This is a genomic window from Streptomyces sp. NPDC031064, from assembly GCF_055570965.1.
Map to the genome: position 1 here is coordinate 689,300 of NZ_JBVIGF010000001.1, position 20,368 is coordinate 709,667.

Here is a 20,368-nt window from a genome sequence, read left to right on the forward strand (position 1 = left end):
GGTCATGCGGTGGTTCCGCTCTGGTGCGCCAGGGCGGCGTCGAGGGCGGCGGTGAGCAGGTCGTCGTAGGCGTCATGGCGGGTGCCCAGACCGTCGAGGGTCTTGGTTTCCAGGCTGGTCCAGCCTGCGGTGAGGATGTGGCGGGTGCCGAGCATGGTGTTGGCGGCGCGGGCGTAGGCAGCGAGGGCGTCGCGGGAGGGTACGGCGTATCCGCCTTCGCGGGCCGCGGTGACGGGGCGTTCGAAGGCGGCGGCGTAGGACAGGGGCCGGTCGGAGCGTACGGAGATGTGGACGAGGTCGGGGATGGTGTGGGGGGCGGTGGAGTTCTTCTTGGCTTGTGGCAGCGACATGATGAAGGCGTGGAGGAAGGCGTGGGCGAGTTCGCGGAGCTCGGAGGTGCTGCCCTCCAGGTTGGCGGCAAGGTCGCGCAGGTCAAGGGTGGCGTAGCGGTAGAAGGTTCCGGCGGTGAACTCGGCGTGTCCCATGTGGCCGCTGCCGGTGGAGTCGCCCCAGGCGGCGGTGACGTCGTCGACGGCGGAGAAGTAGTCGAGTTCGACGTCGGTGGCGTGGGTGGTCAGGGCGTGGGCTACCTGGACGGCGCCGTCGACGCCGGCGTCGTCGACCTCGGCGAGCATGCGGCCGAAGAGGTTGATCACACCGTTGCGGGATCGCAGGACCGTCTCGACGCGGTCCTTGGGCAGAACGCTCTTGTCGGTGTGCTTCTTGATGTCCTTCGCGATCTCCAGCGTGTGGCGGTGCTCTTCGGCGATGTCGGCGAGCTCGGCGACGGCGGACTCGGGCACATAGACCATTGCGTTGGTCAGGACGCGGTTCGGGACGAGCTGCTTGGCGTCCTTGGGGTCCTTGGCGAGCTCGAATTTGATGCTGGACGCGGCGGCGACGTGGCCGCCGGCGCGCTCGGCGAGGTCGGTGGGCCAGCCCCGGTCCGCCAGGGAGCGCGTGACCCGCTCGCCGATCCGCCGCGTACGCAGGGCGGCATCACCGATGTGCTCCTCGAAGGCCGCGCGTACCGCTCGCTTCCAGGACTGGCTGCTTACGCGGGTGCGCAGCATGTTGCCGTACTGGACGGTTTTGACGGCGTTGGTGTCGTCGCGGTTGAGATTGGCGAATGGCACGGACTGCAGGACGTGGATGTCGATGAACCGAGCGGCTGCTGCAAGCATGGGTGATCTCTTTTCTCTGAGGGCGTGGTGGAACGGTGCGGCCTGCATGGGCTGCTCGCGGTGCTAGTTGGTGGTGGGTTCGAGGGTTTCTTCCTCGTCGAGCCGGTCGGCGTTGTCCCGGTCTGCCTGGGCCCGCTTGCGGTAGTAGTCCTGCAGCCACCGGCGTGCGATGCGTCCTGAGTGGCGGCGCCAGTGGGCGAGGTCGGACAGCATCTGCGCGAAGTCGACCGGCACGTCAAGCGCCTGCAGGTACGCGATCGACGCGGGCAGGTGGCGGTGCAAGCCGGGCAGACTCTGCCGGGTCAGCAGGTTCAGGCGGGCCTCAGCCGTGCCCTCCCGCATCTGGCTGTCCCGGCCACTGCCGACGGCGATGGCGAACGCCGCACCCAGGCTCGTGCCGGACAGCCGCGCCACAGTGTCCGGCTCCCCCTCCTTCGCGGGCGCGCTGAGGGCGTACTGGTCCGGCGCCTCTGCTGGGACGTGTCCCTCGCCGTCGGGTTCGGCTCGCGCGGGCGCGATGGAAGCCCGCGGCTGGGCAGCGATCATCGCGGCGACCGCGTAGTACGCCCGCTGTACATCCTCCGAGGTGCGGTCCTGTGGCAGCCAGGGAGCCACGAACCGGTGCATCCGCTGCACGGCGTCCAGGTCCTTGCGCAGACCACTGCGTAGTGCCGTCCGCGCGCCCGCGTCCTTGGCACACAGGGCCTCCACCCAGACGACGAACGCCTGCTCGCGCCGTACGGGCTGCGCCGACCGCTGCCGGCGCACCGTCGGCTCCGGCTGGCCTGGGCTGCTGCCGGTCTCCTGTGGTGTCGTGGTCGTCATCCCATCTCTCCCCACATCCTGGTTGTGCCGCGCTGTGTCATGCCGCGTCGGCGCAAGTGCTCAGTCGGTCTACTTCTTCTTTCGGGCGCCGCCGTACAGTTCGATCCGGGCGTCGGAAACCGCCTTGGCGCCCCGCTGTGTGCGGATCACGGTCGCGGTGACCGCCTCGTACGCTTCCTCCGCCACCCGTAGGAAAGCCTTGCGCGCAGCGGCCGCGTCGAGGCCGCCGTCGGGTACGGCGTCGGCCCGGCTCAGCTCGCGGAACCTTCGCCAGAACTCCGCCTCGGCCCGCGGCCAGTACCGTGCTGCCGCTTCGGCGACCCAGGTATCCGGTTTCGCCTTGGCGTCGGTGACGTACGTAGTCCACGCACGCTTGACCGCTCGCTCCAGGCGCCAGCCGAACATCTCCCCGAGCTGCCGGAGCCGGCCGACCGCAGGGGCCGTGTGTGGTGCGTGCTCTTCGACCAGGTGGAACACCGTCGGGGTCGAGGCGTCCACGAACTGGGTGTCCTTCGCCTGGCCCTCCTGATCGAACCCCAGCGCCCGAACACGCAGATGGTCGGACACATCGTGAGCCGTGTGGAACACCTTGGGCCGCTGTGGCTGCGCCGTACCGGAGGGCCGGAGGAGCAGCAGAGCGTCCAGGTCGCGCCACAGTGCCCTGTTCGCATCGGCAGGGCGCGGGTAACGGTTGTTCTGCTGACTGGTCTGCCAGATCAGGAAGTCGTCATCACGGGGAATGCGGCCGCTGCGGTATGCCCAGGTGATGTACGCATCCCGCACCAGTGCACCGTCGCCTTCCGGGACGAGGAGCAACGCGTGCTGGGAACAGGCCGTCAGCCGTGAACACGGACCGGACGGCACCGGCGGCGCGTCATCCGGGTCAGGCAGCCCCTCCCACTCCCAGGGACACTGGTCGGTCTCGCGCCGCACCGTACGCGGCGGGGGTACGAGCCCCGCCAGCAACGTTTCGAACAGGCTCTCCCCCTCCGGGTGGTACGACAGAGCGGTCCGCAGCGGCCCCGCCGTGGCGCTCGCGCTCTTCACCTCACGCACCTCACGGGACGAACATCTTCCCGACGGCCCGAAGTAGTGCCACACCAGCAGATTCAGCACCGCCTCCGGGGCAGTCGGCAGGTCCGGTGCCGCGTCCGTGCCGTGCCGGAACCAGGCGTGGTTGTTGCCCGCCGGCCTGGTCACGATCAGCTTGTTCACCCCGGCGGTGTTGCCCGCATCGCACTGCTCGGCCAGACGCGCATCCTGCATCCACGGGCGGCCGCCCATCGGGTCGTACAGGAAGAACCGCTCCCTGTACTCGTCGAAGTACGCCTTGATCCCCTTCGCAGGAAGCTGTTCCTCCTCCAGGACGTCGATGCGCCGTTCCGCCCAGTCGCCCATCCCGGCCTCGTCCAGGCTGGTCACGCGCGCCGTCAGTGCGTACAGGATCCGCAGCAGCGCCGTGTGCGCCGGCGGGTCGGCGACCGCAAGACCCGCGATGTCCTCGGCCCGCAGCAGAACGTCGCGTAGCCCAAGCCGCTCCGGCAGAGCTTCAGATGCGGCCTGTGCGTCTGGGCGCCAGCGCACCGGGATCCACGGCTCGTCGATGAGACTGTAGGTGCCATCGGGCATGGGAACGTCCGATTCAGTAGGCAACAATGAAGATGAGGGGCCCCGCCGGAGCGGGGGTGAGCCGTTTGGTGCTTGCGGGCTATCGACGGCCGGACCCCCGTGCCCGCGCAAGCGGGTGAGCATGGCCATGGGCATCGCAGTCATGACCAACTCTGCTGCTTTTGGCCCTAGTTGAACGGTAGCGAAGTTTGGTGCTTGAGAAAGTGAGAACGCCCGAGAAGGGGTTCACTTCGCTTCCAACCCCACCTCGGACACGGTGATCGTGTGGTCACCGTGACGGCAGCTCCAGACACCATCGCCTCCAGGCGTCATAGGCAGCAGCACCAAGTCCCGCAGCACGGAGTGCTTGTCCCACCCCTTCGGCGGAGGATGGCCCTCCGCGCCATCACGTAGCCACCGGCCCGGCACGGGCGCCACATGCTCCATGACTTCCTGCAGAGCCTCACGCGACAACACGCCCTCCGGCAACGGCACCCCTCCGGCCTCGTCCAGGGCCACCGTGCCGTCACCCTGCTTGTACACGCACAGCACCCGTCCCGAGTCCGCACCTAGCCGCGTCGTCAGCAGCTCCTCCGTAACTCCGCTCTCCCGGCGGCTCAACCGGTGCAGGTCCCCTTCGACGTCCCCCGGTGCGCAGATCCCGACCAGATCCGCCATATACGCCTCCGCCGACTCCTCGGCCTGCCGCTCGGCGTCCAGACGCTCCAGCTCCCGGCGCGTCGACTCGTGCAGACCGTCAACGAAGTCCTCCGCGTACACCTCGTCAACCAGCCGCTGCACGTCAGCCGGTACGGCGACGCCGCCGCCTTCCCGGGACAGCAGCAGCGACGTACGCTTCAGCAGCCCCGCGTCGTATACCCGACCCCAGGTCACCGGCACCCGGCCACCGGGTCCGGCCAGGGGGTCCAGCACGACCAGCCGCGGTTTGTCCTCGGCCGCCGCCCACGCCGGCCGCCCCGAGGTTCCCCGCTCGTGCCGGCGGCACCGTCCCGCGCGCTGCAGCAACTGAGCCAGTGGCGCAAGGTCACTGATCACCACGTCGAAGTCAAGATCGAGTGACTGCTCCACCACTTGGGTCGCCACCAGGACCGACGTGGGCCGCGGCCATACCGCTTCCCCCTGACCACGAGGTTTTCCGTATGCCGCCTCGCACGCTGCGGTGATCCGCTGCCGCATCCGGGCCTCATACCGCGAGTGCAACAGTCGCAGACCGCCCTCCTGCCCTGCCAGCTCCGGAAAGGCGCGGACCAGGTCACGGAACGTCTGCTGCGCCTCCGCCACCGTCGTACAGCACACCAACGCCGTACCACCTTCCTCCACGACCGACCGAAGCTCCTCACGCAGCGCCTTCCGCCGGCCTCCGCCCCGCACCGGTGCTCCCACACCATCGGCGACGTCCCACGCCACGGGCCGCATCACTACGTCCAGCGTCCGCGCTCGCTCGCTGGCCACCTCACGGGGCACCGACACTTCACCCGTCTCCGCGCTCACGAACAACCAGCCCGGATAACGGGGCTCCACGCCCGCCAAACCGTCAAAACCGGCTCCGCGGCGGTAGGCGTCCACCAGCGAGCCAGCCGTTCGCCCAGTCAACGTGGCCGACAGAAGGACCACTGGAACACCCAGCGCCCCCAGCCACTCCAGCAGCCTCACCAGCAGCTGATGCATCCACGGCCCATACGCGTGCGCCTCGTCGACGACGAAAACCTTCTCCATCAGCCCAAACAGCCGCAACGCGCTGTATCTCAGCGGCAGCACACCCGCCAGCACCTGGTCAATCGTCCCCACACCCAGCGGCGCCAGCAGTCCCCGGTGCCGTCCCCGCAACCAAGCCTCCGCCTCAACCCCCGTCAGCGACCCAGCACTCACCACCCCCTCCCCCACCGCATCAGGTACCGCCACAGCAGGACGCAGCCACGCCATCGAGTGCAGCAGCGTCAACGCCCGATCTCCTTCAAGGGAATGCCCCGCAAAACGCTGAACCCGCGGGAACATCGCATCCGCCGTCGCCATGGTCGGCAGCGCCACATACAGCCCCCGGCACCCTGCGGCCTTCCCCAGCACGGACGCCGCGAATAGCGCTGCCTCGGTCTTCCCGTCCCCCGTCGGCGCCGTCACGAGCAGTAACCCCGGACCGCCGCGCTCGACCAGGCCAGGCAACCGCTCCACCAGGTCAGCCTGCAGCGAATTGGCAGCGAAGGGGAACATCTCCTCGAAAGCGTCCACAGCAAAGCGCGCACGCCCTACTCCCGCTGCAGCCACCACGCCTCTAGCCGCCGTACATGCCCGCCGCCAGTGCGCGTCGACCTCCCCGACCGTCCCCCGCCATCGCGGCGGCGGCATCAACGACTCCACTACCTTCGACTGACTCACCAGCCAGTCCGCCACCACAACCAGCCCCGCCACCACAACCGCCAGCTCCGCCGGCAGTCCCCGCTCAGGCACAGCAGCCGCACCCGTCACCCGCCGCACCTCAGCAAGATGCACACGCCGCTGCTCCGCCCACCCGGCACCACCCAACCCCGGCTGATACGCCTCGGCCTGCACCAACTCCCGCTCGCGCAGTACCTCACCGAAGCACCCGTGATGCCCACCAAGCATTTGCGCCACCTGGTGACCAACAGCCCCTCGTAGCAACTGGCGCCCGTCCTTCAGCCGACGCCCCTCCGGATAACCCGCCTTTGCCAGCAGGTTCGCCAACGACCAATGCGTCGCCATCTCATGACGCAACCCGCTCTCCCGCTCCGCACCCGGCCCCGACTGATAACCAGGCTCGCCCCGCACCACGGCGAACGCTTCCGTGACCTGCGCCTGGAACACTGGCGTGATTTTGCCCAGATCGTGCAGCCCCGCCCAGAACGACACCACCGCCCGCGCCTCCGCCCCCGACAGGCCCAGGGCGTCTGCAACACGAGCCCGCAGCCTCTCGCCCAGCACGCAGTCCCACAACGCCTGGCACACGGCAGCGGTGTCCAGCAAATGACACATCACCGGGTAACGCCGAGACAGTCCCTTGTCCTTGCCCCACAGCCGAGCATCCGGACGGACATCGCTCAGTACGATGTGCTCATGCTTCATCACACCGACAGGCTTAGCACCCGCCACTGACAATGAGGCCCGGACGAGCATGAACCCTTCACCAGACTGCCGCACGGCGAATAGCAAAGAAACGGCAAAGCTCCTCTAGACTCGCAGGTCAGGAAGAGGGTTCTCCGCGCGAGCGGAGGTGGTCCGGAACTTCACCAGGTCGGTCATGGGGTCATCCTGGGTTCTCCGCGCGAGCGGAGGTGGTCCGGTCACGGATGCGGAGGTCGTGGACGCGGCTCAGGGTTCTCCGCGCGAGCGGAGGTGGTCCGGCGAGCGTGAAAATACCCGTGGCCTGAGTGAAGGGTTCTCCGCGCGAGCGGAGGTGGTCCGGTCACAGCAGGTTGGCCCAGTTGCTCTACCTGGGGTTCTCCGCGCGAGCGGAGGTGGTCCGAAGATCGCCTGGCCGCATCCGCGTAGCGCCAGGGGTTCTCCGCGCGAGCGGTGGTGGTCCGCCGCCGACCAAGCCGCAGCCCGCGGCATCTAAGGGTTCTCCGCGCGAGCGGAGGTGGTCCGCGGCCCTCGAGGACGGTGTCCGTCGGCGTGCTGGGTTCTCCGCGCGAGCGGAGGTGGTCCGCGCTACGGCTGCCCGGACTGCGGCGAGCGCTAGGGTTCTCCGCGCGAGCGGAGGTGGTCCGCCCTACTTGCTGCTGCCTCCTGGCCCCATACGGGGTTCTCCGCGCGAGCGGAGGTGGTCCGCCGCCGACACCACCGCAGCCCGCGGCATCTAAGGGTTCTCCGCGCGAGCGGAGGTGGTCCGGTCACGCTCGACGAGGCCGCGGCCGCGCTGATGGGTTCTCCGCGCGAGCGGAGGTGGTCCGAGGCCAAGCTGACGGACACGTCGTCGCGGCGCGGGTTCTCCGGGCGAGCGGAGGTGGTCCGACGGCGGCGACGGGCGACCCGCACCGTGAGTCGGGTTCTCCGCGCGAGCGGAGGTGGTCCGCTGATGACGATCTCGTCGTCGCGAGTGTGGAAGGGTTCTCCGCGCGAGCGGAGGTGGTCCGATCTATGGCTCGTCGCTGGTGACCAGCAGCGGGGGTTCTCCGCGCGAGCGGAGGTGGTCCGGCGGGCGACCGACAGCCACCTATCCCAACGAAGGGTTCTCCGCGCGAGCGGAGGTGGTCCGGCTTCGGGGTCGAACCGTTCGCGGTGCTTGTCGGGTTCTCCGCGCGAGCGGAGGTGGTCCGATCTATGGCTCGTCGCTGGTGACCAGCAGCGGGGGTTCTCCGCGCGAGCGGAGGTGGTCCGGCGGGCGACCGACAGCCACCTATCCCAACGAAGGGTTCTCCGCGCGAGCGGAGGTGGTCCGTTCCGGTTGGCGCCTTCGAGGATCCGGTCGAGGGTTCTCCGCGCGAGCGGAGGTGGTCCGCGGGCGTGTTCCTTCGGGCTCTCTTCTGAGTGGGGTTCTCCGCGCGAGCGGAGGTGGTCCGCTCATCGCGGTCGCCCAGCAGATGGGGCTGAAGGGTTCTCCGCGCGAGCGGAGGTGGTCCGCCCGCCGTCTAACCGGCGGCCGGGACGAGACAGGGTTTTCCGCGCGAGCGGAGGTGGTCCGATCGGCGCCCCGTGGATTCCGGTCGAGACGTAGGGTTCTCCGCGCGAGCGGAGGTGGTCCGGTGTACCCGGCCTTGTACTCTCCTTGACCTTGGGTTCTCCGCGCGAGCGCAGGTGGTCCGTACGGCAGTGAGGTCGGCTTCCCGCACACCACGGGTTCTCCGCGCGAGCGGAGGTGGTCCGCCGGGATGCACCGCAACACGGTCAAGCAGATCGGGTTCTCCGCGCGAGCGGAGGTGGTCCGACCTAGCTGCGCTTGCCTAGGCCGGGCAGCCCGGGTTCTCCGCGCGAGCGGAGTGGTCCGTCAGCGGGTAGCGAGACGCCGTCCGTGCGTGGGGGTTCTCCGCGCGAGCGGAGGTGGTCCGTCGGTGGAACGGTCCGCAGTCATGTCCCTCGCGGGTTCTCCGCGCGAGCGGAGGTGGTCCGTTCGACGGCTACCGGTGCTTGCTGTTCACCCCGGGTTCTCCGCGCGAGCGGAGGTGGTCTCTATGTTCGATTCGCATTGCTCCGTTGGCGGCATCCCTCCAGGCCATCTGTGGGGAGCCAGCGGCGGGCCATCGCACGTGCCGGACCAGTGGGCCGGCACGTCACACGGGGCTGGTGTGCGGGTGGGCTGATGGCGCGGGGGCTTGGGAGGTGTGGCAGCGGGACTTGTCCACACCGTCACGGGAGATGCATCATGCACCACCGTCACCAAGCCCACCGACCCGCTGCCACCCGTTCGCACGGCGCTCTTCGTTCCCCGCTCGGGGAGCTGGAGCAGGCATTCCTCTCTCTCGCCAACAGCGCGAAGCCGCTCACGTTCCCCGCTCACCTGGTGTGTGACGAGCCGGACCGGGCGGCCTGGCCGGTCGACCGGGTTCGCACCCACCTCGCGCACCCGTCCACTCGCGCCGAACTGCGCACAGACATGGCCTGAGATCGTGCATCGCGCCCAGACGCTAGGGGGACCGTGGGCCATGGTCGCCGTGGCCATGACGTTCCTGTGCTGCGACGGATGCTCGCCCGGCTGGTCCGCCCCGCCCACATGGAGCGTGCCGAGGTCGAGCACGAGGCCTTGGCGGCTGTCGCCGCGGCCGGATGGGTTCGGCCCATTCCCCTGCCGCCCGGCGCCCCGACGCCCGGCCCTGGGCGCCCGAGCAGGAAGCCGGACGTACTCGACGTGGCGGGCATGCTTCGCAGCGCTGACGAAGGACGAGAAGGAGCGCCTCTGGCGCGCGCTCGGGCTGCGGCATGACGTGCCGGCCCGCACAACGCGAAATGCTGGCCGAGATCGCTCCCGACCAGCATTTCAGTGGTGTCCGAGGGGGGACTTGAACCCCCACGCCCGATAAAGGGCACTAGCACCTCAAGCTAGCGCGTCTGCCATTCCGCCACCCGGACAAGGTGTCTGCCGTTCGCGGGGTGTTCCCCGCGGCGACATGGATAACTCTACCAGGGGTTCGAGGTGCCCTTCACCCGCATATCCCGTGGTCAGGCGGCCGGGGCGGGCCGTCGGCGGGTCCGCGCCCGCGACACACACGCAGCGTCTCCATGCCCGAACGCAGCGTGAGGATAGCGTGCGGGCGTGAGTTTTGTGCCGGAACACCGCAGGCCCCGGGTGCTGTCCCCGCTGCGGGAGCACCTGCGGGACACCTTCTGGTTCGCGCCGACCGCCGGGCTGGTGTGCGTGATCGTGCTGTGGGGGGCGGCCGCGAGTATCGATGCCGCGATCGTCGACCACCTGAGGGAGCGGCGGGCGTACGACGAGATCGGCGATCTCACCGCGATCGCCGAGGACGCCAAGACCATCGTGACGACGGTCAGCCAGGCGATGATGACGTTCATCGGTGTCGTCTTCAGCATCTCGCTGGTGGCGGTGCAGATGGCCAGCGGGCAGCTCACCCCGCGGGTGGTGCGGATCTTCGTGCGGAGCCGGATCAGCAAGCTGACGTTGACGGTGTTCCTGTCGACGTTCCTGTTCTCGCTGCTGGTGATGACGTCGTACGAGAGCGAGACGGACCCGGAGCGGATCACGGCCGTACCCCTGGTGCAGTCGGTGGTCACGCTGGTGCTGGTGGGGCTGAGCCTGCTGCTGTTCATCGCGTACGTGACGACCACGCTGCGGCTGATGCAGGTCGGGCCGGTCGTGGACCGGATCACCCGGGAGGCGTTGACGGTGCTGCTGCGGCAGTCGGCCGGTGAGCCCGAGGCGGCGGCGCTGCCGCCCGAGACGGGGCGGGTGGTGCACCGGGGCCGGGCCGGGGTGCTGCGCGATGTGGACGTGGCGCGGCTGGTTCGGCTGGCGCGGCGGCAGGACGTGGTGCTCCGGCTGATGCCGCGCATCGGGGACTACGTGGTGCCGGGTACGCCGGTGCTGGCCGTGCACGGCGGTCGGGCGCCGGGATCGGGCGGGGTGTGGTCGGCGATGTCGGCTTCGGTTTCGGTGGGGGTGGACCGGACGTTCCACCAGGACGTGGCGCTCGGGCTGCGGCAGTTGGTGGACATCGCGCTGCGCGCCATGTCGACGGCGGTGAACGATCCGACGACGGCGGTGCAGTGCCTCGACCGGATCGTGCAGTTCCTGGCGGCCGTGGCGCCGCGGCCCCTGGGTACCGTGCTCCACCGCGACCGGCGGGGCGCGGTGCGGCTGGTCCAGGACGTGCCGGGCTGGGACGACCTGGTCGATCTGGGGTTCGCCGAACTGAGGGCGTACGCGGTGGGCAGCGCCCAGGTCACGCGGCGGATGCTGGCCGGCATCGACGACCTGCTGCTGCTCGCGCCCGAGGGGCGGCGCGAGTCGCTGCTGCGCCACCGCGCGCTTCTCGAACAGGCCGTGGAGCGTGCGGTGGCGCAGCCCGCCGACCGGGTGTTCGCGCTGGAGCCCGACCGGCAGGGCATCGGCCGGTCGGGGACTCAGGGCATCAGGCGGTAGTCGGGGAAGTTGCCGGGCAGGCGTTCACCGGGCGGGCCCTGGGTGACGGCCTTGACGAGGAGTTCACCGCCGACGAAGGCACCGCGCCAGGAGGCGCCGAAGCCGCCGAACAGTTCATCGCGGTCGCCACGGGAGCGGGGGACGCCGTGGCCGGTCTTGAAGGCGCGGATCTGGGGGGCCAGCCGGGCGTAGGTGGCGTCGTCGTCGGTGGAGAGGGTGGCGACGAGGGCGCCGTTGGAGGCGTTCATCGCGGCGAGCAGTTCGGCCTCCGTGTCGACGAGGACGATCGTGTCGACCGGGCCGAAGGGCTCGGCGTGGTGGAGCGGGGAGGGCGGGGGCGGGTTCAGGAGGGTGACCGGGGGGAGGTACGCGGAGGTGTCCTGGCCCGGGAGGAAGCGGCCGTCCGCGAGGGAGCCCCGGTGGAGCGGGACGGCGCCCCGGTCGATGGCCTCGGCCACCTGGTCGGCGAGCTCCTTGGCCTTGGCCACGTTGATGAGCGGGCCGAAGTCCAGGGCGGGGAGCGGGTCGTCGGGGTGCTCGACGGCGAGGGGGTGGCCGATGCGGAGGGAGCGGACGGCGGGCAGGTAGACGGCGAGGAAGTCGGCGAACAGGTCCCGCTGGACGACGAAGCGCGGGTAGGCGGTGCAGCGTTGCTTGCCGTAGTCGAAGAGCTTGGGAATGACGGCGGCGAGCGCCGGCCAGTCCGTGTGGTTCCAGACGCCCCAAGTGTTGAGGCCCTCCTGTTCGAGGATGTGCCGTTTGCCGAGATCGGCCATGGCGGTGGCGATCCGGGCTCCGGTGTCGCGGCCGCCGACGAAGGAGACGCAGCCGATCTCGGGGGCACGGACGAGCGGGTCGGAGAGCTCGCCGCCGCTGCCGCTGAGGAGGGTGATCGGGATGCCTTCGCGGGCGGCGAGCGCCGAGGCGAGGGTCAGGCAGGCGAGTCCGCCGTCGGTGGGGGTCTTGGCGATCACCGCGTTGCCGGCCAGTGCCTGGACGAGCATGGCGTGGACCAGGACGGACATCGGGTAGTTCCAGCTCGCGATGTTGGAGACGGGGCCGTCCAGCGGGGCGCGGCCCTCCAGCATGGGTTCGATGCCGTCCACGTACCACCTGATGCCGTCGATGGCCCGGTCGACGTCGGCCCGGGCGAGCCGCCAGGGCTTGCCGATCTCCCAGACGAGGAGGAGGGCGAGCAGGTCCCGGTGCTCGGTGAGGGCGTCGAGCGTGGCGCTGACCCGGGCCCGGCGCTCGGGCAGCGGAATGTGCCGCCAGGCCCGGTGCTCGTCGAGGGCCGCCCGGACGGCCCGGTGCGCGGTGGCCGCGTCGAGGCGCGGCGGGCCGGCGATGGGGCTGCCGTCGACCGGACTGGTGGCGGGAAGGGCGCGGCCGTCGGGCCGCCAGGCCCCGTTCCAGTGGTTGAGGACGCGGTCGTCGTCCCGGAAGGCCTCGGGGGCGGTGGTGAGGCAGCGCCGCCACGCGTCGGACCAGGCGGTGCCGGGTTTGAGCGTGAGGGTGGTGGGGTGAGTGGGGTTGGTGGGGGCGTCGGTGGGGTTGGTGACGTCGTTGGTGGGGTCGGTGAGGTGGGTGGGGTCGTTGGGGGTAGCGGGAGTGGCTGGGGTGGTGGGTGCCATGGAGAGTCTCCGCTCTGGGGGATCGCTGCGCGGGGAGGGGGCGCCGGCACGCGCGCGTAGGACAGGAGGCGCGTAGGACCGGAGGCGCTACGCGGCGGGAGGCGCCCGCACGCGCGCGTGGGCCCTGGCCGGGGGGGTGCAGCGGGGGGGTGTGGCGGGGCGCTTCGGCGGCGGGCGGCCGGGTCAGCCGGGCAGGTGCTTGAGGACCAGGCGGGCCGTTTCGGTCGGAGTGGCACCGACGTGGACGCCGGCGGCTTCGAGGGCCTGCTTCTTCGCCTGGGCGGTGCCGGTGGAGCCGGAGACGATGGCGCCCGCGTGGCCCATGGTCTTGCCTTCCGGGGCGGTGAAGCCGGCGATGTAGGCGATGACGGGTTTGGTGATGTGCGCGGCGATGTGGGCCGCGGCGCGCTCCTCGGCGTCGCCACCGATCTCACCGATGAGGACGATGAGTTCGGTGTCGGGGTCCGCCTCGTACGCGGTGAGGCAGTCGATGTGGGTCGTGCCGATCACCGGGTCGCCGCCGATGCCGACGGCCGAGGAGAAGCCGGTGTCCCGCAGCTCGTGCATGAGCTGGTAGGTGAGCGTGCCGGACTTGGAGACCAGGCCGATGGGTCCGGGTTTGGGGGCGATGTCGGCCGGGATGATGCCGGCGTTGGACTGGCCGGGGCTGATGAGGCCGGGGCAGTTGGGGCCGATGACGCGGGTGCCGCGCCGGTTCGCGTATGCCTGGAAGACGACCGCGTCGTGGACGGGGATGCCCTCGGTGATGACGACCGCGAGGCCGATCCCGGCGTCGGCGGCTTCGGTGACGGCCGCCTTGGCGAACGGGGGCGGTACGAAGACGACGGTGACGTCGGCGCCGGTGGTGGCCATGGCCTCGCGTACGGAGCCGAAGACGGGGACCGTACGGGCGCCGAGGTCGACGGACCGGCCCGCTTTGCGTGGGTTGACGCCGCCGACGATGTCGGTGCCGGCGGCGAGCATGCGGCGGGTGTGCTTCATGCCCTCGGCGCCGGTCATGCCCTGGACGAGGACCTTGCTCTCCTTGGTGAGGAAGACGGCCATGTCGGGTCCCTTCAGGTGGTGGCCAGTTCGGCGGCCCGGCGGGCGGCGGCGTCCATGGTGGTGGCCTGTTCGACGAGGGGGTGGGCCCGGGCGTCGAGGATGGCGCGGCCTCGGGTGGCGTTGTTGCCGTCGAGGCGGACGACGAGCGGTCTGGTGAGGCGGACGCTTTCGAGGGCCTGGACGATGCCGTCGGCGACGGCGTCGCATGCGGTGATGCCGCCGAAGACGTTGACGAGGACGCTGCGTACGTCCGTGTCGGCCAGGATGAGGTTCAGGCCGTCGGCCATGACCTGGGCGGACGCTCCGCCGCCGATGTCGAGGAAGTTGGCGGGGCGGGCGCCGCAGCCGGCGACGACGTCGAGGGTCGACATGACGAGGCCGGCGCCGTTGCCGATGACGCCCACCTGCCCGTCGAGCTTGACGTAGTTGAGGCCCTTGGCGGCCGCGGCCTCCTCCAGGGGGTCGGTGGCCGGGTCGGCCGGGGCGTCGCCCCAGCGGCTCCGGCGGAACCGGGCGTTGTCGTCGAGGGTGACCTTGCCGTCGAGGGCGAGGAGCCGGCCGTCGGTGGTGCGGACGAGCGGGTTGACTTCGACGAGCAGGGCGTCCTCGCCGACGAGGACCTGCCAGAGTCCCTGGAGGATGCCGGCGGCCTCGGCGGGGAGGCGGGCCGAGGCGGCGATCTCGGCGGCCTTGGTGTGGGTGACGCCTTCGGCCGGGTCGACGGGGATGCGGACGACGGCCTCGGGGCGGGTGGCGGCGACCTCCTCGATGTCCATGCCCCCTTCGGCGGAGGCGATGGCGAGGAAGCGGCCGGCGGCGCGGTCGAGGACGTAGCCGATGTAGAACTCGGCGGCGATGTCCACGGGCCGGGCGAGCATGACGCTGCGTACGGTGTGGCCCTTGATGTCCATGCCGAGGATCTGGCGTGTGGTCAGTTCCGCTGCCGCGGGGTCCGCGGCGGGCTTGACCCCGCCCGCCTTGCCGCGGCCGCCGGTCTTCACCTGGGCCTTCACGACCACGCGCCCGCCGAGGAGTTCGGCGGCGCGGCGGGCCTCGCGCGGGTGGTCGACGACGGCCGCGTCGGGCACGGGGATGCCGTGGTCCTTGAAGAGTTCCCTTGCCTGGTGCTCGTACAGGTCCATTGCGGACTCCTGTCGATCGCGTCGATGAAAGTGCCGTACGCCCCCTGGACACCTCCCACCGGATGCGGGATAACAAGGTTCATACAGTATTCGTCGACTGTATGCAATCTGCCTCCCCAGCCCTCAATCCCCTACGAAGGGACAGGACTTCGCCATGCCCGACGACAGCCAGGACCGCAGCCAGGACCGCATCTCCGGTGGACATCTGGTCGCCAAGGCCCTCAAGGCGGAGGGGGTCGACGTCATCTACACGCTCTGCGGCGGCCACATCATCGACATCTACGACGGTTGCGTCGACGAGGGCATCGAGGTCGTCGACGTACGCCACGAGCAGGTGGCCGCCCACGCCGCCGACGGGTACGCCCGCATCACGGGGAAGCCGGGGTGCGCCGTGGTCACCGCCGGGCCCGGCACGACCGACGCGGTGACCGGGGTCGCCAACGCCTTCCGCGCCGAGTCGCCCATGCTGCTGATCGGCGGCCAGGGCGCGCACACCCAGCACAAGATGGGCTCGCTGCAGGACCTGCCGCACGTCGACATGATGACGCCCATCACCAAGTTCGCCGCGACCGTACCGGACACGGCGCGGGCCGCCGACATGGTGTCGATGGCCTTCCGCGAGTGCTACCACGGGGCGCCCGGGCCGTCGTTCCTGGAGATCCCGCGCGATGTGCTGGACGCGACCGTCCCGGTGGACAAGGCGCGCGTGCCCAAGCCCGGCCACTACCGGGCCTCCACGCGAAGCGCCGGCGACCCGGAGGCGGTCGAGAAACTGGCCGACCTGCTGGTGCACGCCGAGAAGCCGGCGATCCTGCTGGGCAGCCAGGTGTGGACGACCCGCGCGACGGACGCGGCCATCGAACTCGTCCGCGCCCTGAACATCCCCGCGTACATGAACGGCGCCGGGCGCGGCACGCTGCCGCCCGGCGACCCGCACCACTTCCAGCTCTCGCGGCGTTACGCCTTCTCCAACGCCGACGTCATCGTCATCGTGGGAACGCCGTTCGACTTCCGGATGGGATACGGCAAGCGGCTTTCGCCGGACGCGACGGTGGTGCAGATCGACCTGGACTACCGGACGGTGGGCAAGAACCGGGACATCGACCTGGGGATCGTCGGCGACCCCGGGCTGATCCTCGCCGCCGCCGGCCAGGCGGCGTCCGGCCGGCTCAACGGCGGCGCCGTGCGGCGCAAGGCCTGGCTGGAGGAGCTGCGGGCCGCCGAGCAGACCGCCCTGGAGAAGCGGCTGCCGCAGCTCAGGTCCGACGCCTCCCCCATCCACCCGTACCGGCTGGTCAGCGAGATCAACGACTTCCTCACCGAGGACTCCGTATACATCGGTGACGGCGGCGACATCGTCACCTTCTCCGGACAGGTGGTGCAGCCCAAGTCCCCCGGGCACTGGATGGACCCGGGACCGCTGGGCACGCTCGGCGTCGGCATCCCCTTCGTCCTGGCCGCCAAGCAGGCACGGCCCGACAAGGAGGTCGTGGCGCTCTTCGGCGACGGCGCGTTCTCGCTCACCGGATGGGACTTCGAAACGCTCGTCCGCTACAACCTCCCCTTCGTCGGCATCGTCGGCAACAACTCCTCCATGAACCAGATCCGCTACGGCCAGGCCCAGAAGTACGGCCAGGAGCGCGAGCGGGTCGGCAACACCCTCGGCGACGTCCACTACGACAAGTTCGCCCGGATGCTGGGCGGTTACGGCGAGGAGGTGCGCGACCCCGCCGACATCGCCCCGGCGCTGCGGCGCGCCCGCGAGTCCGGGAAGCCCTCGCTCATCAACGTCTGGGTCGACCCGGACGCGTACGCCCCCGGAACCATGAACCAGACCATGTACAAGTGAGGAGCGAGCCGGTCATGACCAAGGCTCTTGAGGGCATCCGCGTCCTCGACATGACGCATGTGCAGTCCGGCCCGTCCGCCACACAGTTGCTGGCGTGGCTGGGTGCGGACGTGGTGAAGCTGGAGGCACCGAGCGGTGACATCACGCGCAAGCAACTGCGTGACATCCCGGACGTCGACTCGCTCTACTTCACCATGCTCAACTGCAACAAGCGGAGCATCACCCTCAACACCAAGACCGAGCGCGGCAAGGAGCTGCTCACCGAGCTGATCCGCCGGTCCGATGTGATGGTGGAGAACTTCGGCCCGGGCGCGGTGGACCGCATGGGCTTCACCTGGGACCGCATCCAGGAGATCAATCCGCGTATCGTCTATGCCTCCATCAAGGGGTTCGGCGAGGGCCCGTACACCAACTTCAAGGCGTACGAGGTCGTCGCACAGGCCATGGGTGGCTCGATGTCCACCACCGGTTTCGAGGACGGCCCGCCGCTGGCGACGGGCGCCCAGATCGGGGACTCGGGAACGGGTGTCCACGCGGTGGCGGGCATCCTCGCCGCGTTGTTCCAGCGCGAGAACACGGGGCGCGGGCAGCGTGTGCAGGTGGCGATGCAGCACGCCGTGCTGAATCTGTGCCGGGTGAAGCTGCGGGACCAGCAGCGCCTGGCGCACGGCCCGCTGGCTGAATATCCCAACGAGGACTTCGGCGAGGAAGTTCCCCGGTCGGGAAACGCTTCCGGTGGCGGCCAGCCCGGCTGGGCGGTCAAGTGCGCGCCCGGCGGGCCCAACGACTACGTGTACGTCATCGTCCAGCCGGTCGGGTGGGCCCCGATCTGCGGGCTGATCGGCCGGCCGGAGCTGGCCGAGGACCCCGAGTGGGCGACGCCCGAGGCCCGGCTGCCGAAGCTGGGCAAGATGTTCCAGTTGATCGAGGAGTGGTCCGCCTCGCTGCCCAAGTGGGAGGTGCTGGAGAAGCTCAACGCCCACAACATCCCGTGCGGGCCCATCCTTTCCACCAGGGAGATCATCGAGGACGCCTCGCTGGTCGCCAACGAGATGGTCGTCGAGGTCCCGCACCCGCAGCGCGGCACGTTCACCACGGTCGGCTCGCCGCTCAAGCTCTCCGACTCCCCGGTCGAGGTGGTCACCTCGCCGCTGCTCGGTGAGCACAACGAAGAGGTGTACGTCGGTGAGCTCGGTCTCGGCGACGAGGAGCTGCGGCTGCTGAAGACGACCGGGGTGATCTGAGTGACTGATGTCTTCGACAAGGATGCCGTACGGGCGGTGCTGGACACCGTGCGGGCCGAGGGGCGCACCGCGCTGACCGCGCCCGAGGGCAAGGCGGTGGCCGACGCGTACGGGATCGCCGTGCCCGGTGAGGTGCTGGCGCGGGATGTGGAGGCGGCGGTGGCCGCCGCCGGCCGGCTCGGCGGCAAGGTCGTCCTCAAGATTGTTTCCCCCGACATCCTCCACAAAACCGATGCGGGCGGGGTGATCGTCGGGGTCGAGGGCGCTGCGGAGGTCCGGTCGGCGTTCCGCCGGATCGTCGGGAACGCGAAGGCGTACGCGCCGGACGCCCGCGTCGACGGCGTCCAGGTGCAGCAGATGCTGCCGCCGGGCCAGGAGGTCATCGTCGGGGCGGTGACGGACCCGACGTTCGGGAAGGTCGTCGCCTTCGGGCTGGGCGGGGTGTTGGTCGAGGTGCTCAAGGACGTGACCTTCCGGCTGGCGCCGGTGGACGCGGACGAGGCGGCCTCGATGCTCGACTCGATCCGCGCGGCGGAGGTGCTGCGGGGGGTGCGGGGCGCCGCGCCGGTGGACCGGTGGGCGGTCGCCGAGCAGATCCGCCGGGTGTCCCGCCTGGTGACGGACTTCCCCGAGGTCGCCGAGGTGGACCTGAACCCGGTGATCGTCACACCGGAGGGGGCGGTGGCGGCGGACATCCGGGTCATCCTCGCCGAGGGCGGCGCGCCGGAGCCGCGGCGCCGGTACGGCCGGGAGGAGATCCTCCGTTCGATGCGGCGGCTGATGCAGCCGCGTGCGGTGGCCGTGATCGGTGCGTCCAACGAGCAGGGGAAGATCGGCAATTCGGTGATGCGCAACCTCATCGACGGCGGCTTCCCGGGCGAGATCCATCCGGTGAACCCCAAGGCCGATGACATTCTGGGCCGCAAGGCGTACAAGAGTGTCACGGACGTTCCCGGTGAGGTGGATGTGGCGGTCTTCGCGATCCCCGCACGTTTTGTCGCCGCGGCGCTGGAGGAGGTGGGGCGCAAGGGCGTGCCCAACGCCGTACTGATCCCCTCGGGGTTCGCCGAGACCGGTGAACACGCGTTGCAGGCCGAGATCGTGGCGATCGCGCAGCGCCACGGCATCCGGCTGCTGGGGCCGAACATCTACGGCTACTACTCGACCTGGCAGGACCTGTGCGCCACGTTCTGCACGCCGTACGACGTGAAGGGCGGCGTGGCGCTGACCTCCCAGTCCGGTGGCATCGGGATGGCGATCCTCGGGTTCGCCCGCACCACGCGCACGGGCGTGTCGGCGATCGTCGGGCTGGGCAACAAGTCGGACATCGACGAGGACGACCTGCTCACCTGGTTCGGCGAGGACCCCAACACCGAGTGCATCGCCATGCATTTGGAGGACCTCAAGGACGGCCGCGCCTTTGTGGAGGCCGCCCGGGAAACCGTGCCCAGGAAGCCGGTGGTGGTGCTGAAGGCGGGCCGTACGAGCGCGGGCGCCAAGGCGGCCGGCTCGCACACCGGCGCCCTGGCGGGCGACGACGCGGTGTACGACGACATCCTGCGGCAGGCGGGTGTCATCCGGGCGCCGGGGCTGAACGAGATGCTGGAGTACGCCCGGGCGCTGCCCGTCCTGCCGGCGCCCAAGGGCGACAACGTCGTCGTCATCACCGGGGCGGGCGGTTCAGGGGTGCTGCTGTCCGACGCCATCGTCGACAACGGGCTGTCCCTGATGGAGATCCCGGACGACCTCGACGCCGCCTTCAAGGCGTTCATCCCGCCCTTCGGGGCGGCCGGCAACCCGATCGACATCACGGGAGGCGAGCCCCCTTCGACGTACGAGGCGACGATCCGGCTGGGCCTGGAGGACCCGCGCATCCACGCGCTGGTTCTGGGTTACTGGCACACCATCGTCACTCCCCCCATGGTGTTCGCGGAGCTCACCGCGCGCGTGGTGGCGGATTTCCGGGCGAAGGGCGTCGAGAAACCGGTCGTGGCGTCGCTCGCGGGCGATGTCGAGGTCGAGGAGGCGTGCCAGTACCTCTTCGAGCGGGGTGTCGTGGCGTACCCCTACACCACGGAGAAGCCCGTCGCGGTCCTGGGTGCCAAGTACCGCTGGGCCCGTGCCGCGGGGCTGCTGTGACGGCCGGGATCGCGGGCCGGGCCGCCCGTGCGGGCACCGTGCGGCGGGCGGGGCGGTGGTCGATGGGCTGAGTGACGGCTCGACCCGACGGGGCCCGCGGACACCGCT

General features: G+C 70.3%; 11 protein-coding genes, 1 tRNA gene and 1 CRISPR repeat array. Of the genes, 4 read left to right on the forward strand and 8 right to left on the reverse strand.

Annotated elements, in window-relative coordinates:
• Positions 1 to 2: 2 nt before the first annotated feature.
• The 5 genes from cas7e to ACZ46W_RS02870 all read right to left on the reverse strand — a co-directional run bounded on the left by cas7e (position 3) and on the right by ACZ46W_RS02870 (position 9,656).
• Entirely contained in the window at positions 3 to 1,184 is a 1,182-nt protein-coding gene (gene cas7e / locus ACZ46W_RS02850; RefSeq protein WP_468330261.1) for a type I-E CRISPR-associated protein Cas7/Cse4/CasC, read from the reverse strand.
• Positions 1,185 to 1,247: 63 nt separating this feature from the next.
• Positions 1,248 to 2,009 carry a type I-E CRISPR-associated protein Cse2/CasB gene (gene casB, locus ACZ46W_RS02855; protein WP_468330264.1) on the reverse strand — a complete coding sequence of 254 codons (762 nt, stop codon included), beginning with the start codon at positions 2,007 to 2,009 and terminating at the stop codon, positions 1,248 to 1,250.
• 69 nt (positions 2,010 to 2,078) lie between these two features.
• Complete coding sequence (gene casA, locus ACZ46W_RS02860; RefSeq protein WP_468330267.1) at positions 2,079 to 3,638, reverse strand: type I-E CRISPR-associated protein Cse1/CasA; 1,560 nt, start codon at positions 3,636 to 3,638, stop codon at positions 2,079 to 2,081.
• A gap of 225 nt (positions 3,639 to 3,863) precedes the next feature.
• Complete coding sequence (locus tag ACZ46W_RS02865; protein ID WP_468332410.1) at positions 3,864 to 6,716, reverse strand: CRISPR-associated endonuclease Cas3''; 2,853 nt, start codon at positions 6,714 to 6,716, stop codon at positions 3,864 to 3,866.
• A 127-nt stretch (positions 6,717 to 6,843) separates the two neighbouring features.
• Positions 6,844 to 8,518: direct repeats of the CRISPR family, unit length 29 nt; unit sequence GGGTTCTCCGCGCGAGCGGAGGTGGTCCG.
• Positions 8,519 to 9,568: 1,050 nt separating this feature from the next.
• Positions 9,569 to 9,656 (reverse strand) — tRNA-Leu (locus ACZ46W_RS02870).
• A 193-nt stretch (positions 9,657 to 9,849) separates the two neighbouring features.
• On the opposite strand from ACZ46W_RS02870, the gene ACZ46W_RS02875 reads away from it, so the two are divergent.
• On the forward strand, positions 9,850 to 11,187 hold the full coding sequence (locus ACZ46W_RS02875; RefSeq protein WP_468332413.1) for a DUF2254 domain-containing protein: 1,338 nt from the start codon (positions 9,850 to 9,852) through the stop codon (positions 11,185 to 11,187).
• On the opposite strand, the gene ACZ46W_RS02880 is transcribed toward ACZ46W_RS02875, so the two are convergent.
• The 3 genes from ACZ46W_RS02880 to sucC form a co-directional block, all read right to left on the reverse strand.
• Positions 11,169 to 12,821, reverse strand: coding sequence for an aldehyde dehydrogenase family protein (locus ACZ46W_RS02880; RefSeq protein ID WP_468330270.1), 1,653 nt, complete (start codon positions 12,819 to 12,821; stop codon positions 11,169 to 11,171). The two genes, ACZ46W_RS02875 and ACZ46W_RS02880, sit on opposite strands and share 19 nt — an antisense overlap.
• Positions 12,822 to 13,004: 183 nt before the next feature.
• Entirely contained in the window at positions 13,005 to 13,886 is an 882-nt protein-coding gene (sucD, locus tag ACZ46W_RS02885) for a succinate--CoA ligase subunit alpha (protein WP_468330273.1), read from the reverse strand.
• 11 nt (positions 13,887 to 13,897) lie between these two features.
• Positions 13,898 to 15,028: an ADP-forming succinate--CoA ligase subunit beta gene (gene sucC / locus ACZ46W_RS02890; RefSeq protein WP_468330276.1), complete on the reverse strand. Its 1,131-nt coding sequence runs from the start codon at positions 15,026 to 15,028 to the stop codon at positions 13,898 to 13,900.
• Between the two features lie 154 nt (positions 15,029 to 15,182).
• Here sucC and ACZ46W_RS02895 point away from each other — a divergent pair, with 154 nt between their 5' ends.
• From ACZ46W_RS02895 to ACZ46W_RS02905, 3 genes are read left to right on the forward strand one after another with little or no spacing between them, the layout of a single operon-like run.
• Positions 15,183 to 16,877, forward strand: coding sequence for a thiamine pyrophosphate-binding protein (locus ACZ46W_RS02895; protein WP_468330279.1), 1,695 nt, complete (start codon positions 15,183 to 15,185; stop codon positions 16,875 to 16,877).
• Positions 16,878 to 16,891: 14 nt separating this feature from the next.
• A complete protein-coding gene (gene frc, locus ACZ46W_RS02900) occupies positions 16,892 to 18,121 on the forward strand; it encodes a formyl-CoA transferase (RefSeq protein ID WP_468330282.1) in 1,230 nt (409 codons plus the stop codon).
• On the forward strand, positions 18,122 to 20,260 hold the full coding sequence (locus ACZ46W_RS02905) for an acetate--CoA ligase family protein (RefSeq protein WP_468330285.1): 2,139 nt from the start codon (positions 18,122 to 18,124) through the stop codon (positions 20,258 to 20,260).
• Positions 20,261 to 20,368 lie beyond the last annotated feature (108 nt).

What these genes read in the sequence shown, in the direction of transcription:
- sucD (WP_468330273.1), bottom strand. Translation starts at nt 13,886, where the DNA reads ATGGCCGTCTTCCTCACCAAGGAGAGCAAGGTCCTCGTCCAGGGCATG.
- ACZ46W_RS02895 (WP_468330279.1), top strand. Translation starts at nt 15,183, where the DNA reads ATGCCCGACGACAGCCAGGACCGCAGCCAGGACCGCATCTCCGGTGGA.
- sucC (WP_468330276.1), bottom strand. Translation starts at nt 15,028, where the DNA reads ATGGACCTGTACGAGCACCAGGCAAGGGAACTCTTCAAGGACCACGGC.
- casA (WP_468330267.1), bottom strand. Translation starts at nt 3,638, where the DNA reads ATGCCCGATGGCACCTACAGTCTCATCGACGAGCCGTGGATCCCGGTG.
- ACZ46W_RS02865 (WP_468332410.1), bottom strand. Translation starts at nt 6,716, where the DNA reads ATGAAGCATGAGCACATCGTACTGAGCGATGTCCGTCCGGATGCTCGG.
- frc (WP_468330282.1), top strand. Translation starts at nt 16,892, where the DNA reads ATGACCAAGGCTCTTGAGGGCATCCGCGTCCTCGACATGACGCATGTG.
- casB (WP_468330264.1), bottom strand. Translation starts at nt 2,009, where the DNA reads ATGACGACCACGACACCACAGGAGACCGGCAGCAGCCCAGGCCAGCCG.
- cas7e (WP_468330261.1), bottom strand. Translation starts at nt 1,184, where the DNA reads ATGCTTGCAGCAGCCGCTCGGTTCATCGACATCCACGTCCTGCAGTCC.
- ACZ46W_RS02880 (WP_468330270.1), bottom strand. Translation starts at nt 12,821, where the DNA reads ATGGCACCCACCACCCCAGCCACTCCCGCTACCCCCAACGACCCCACC.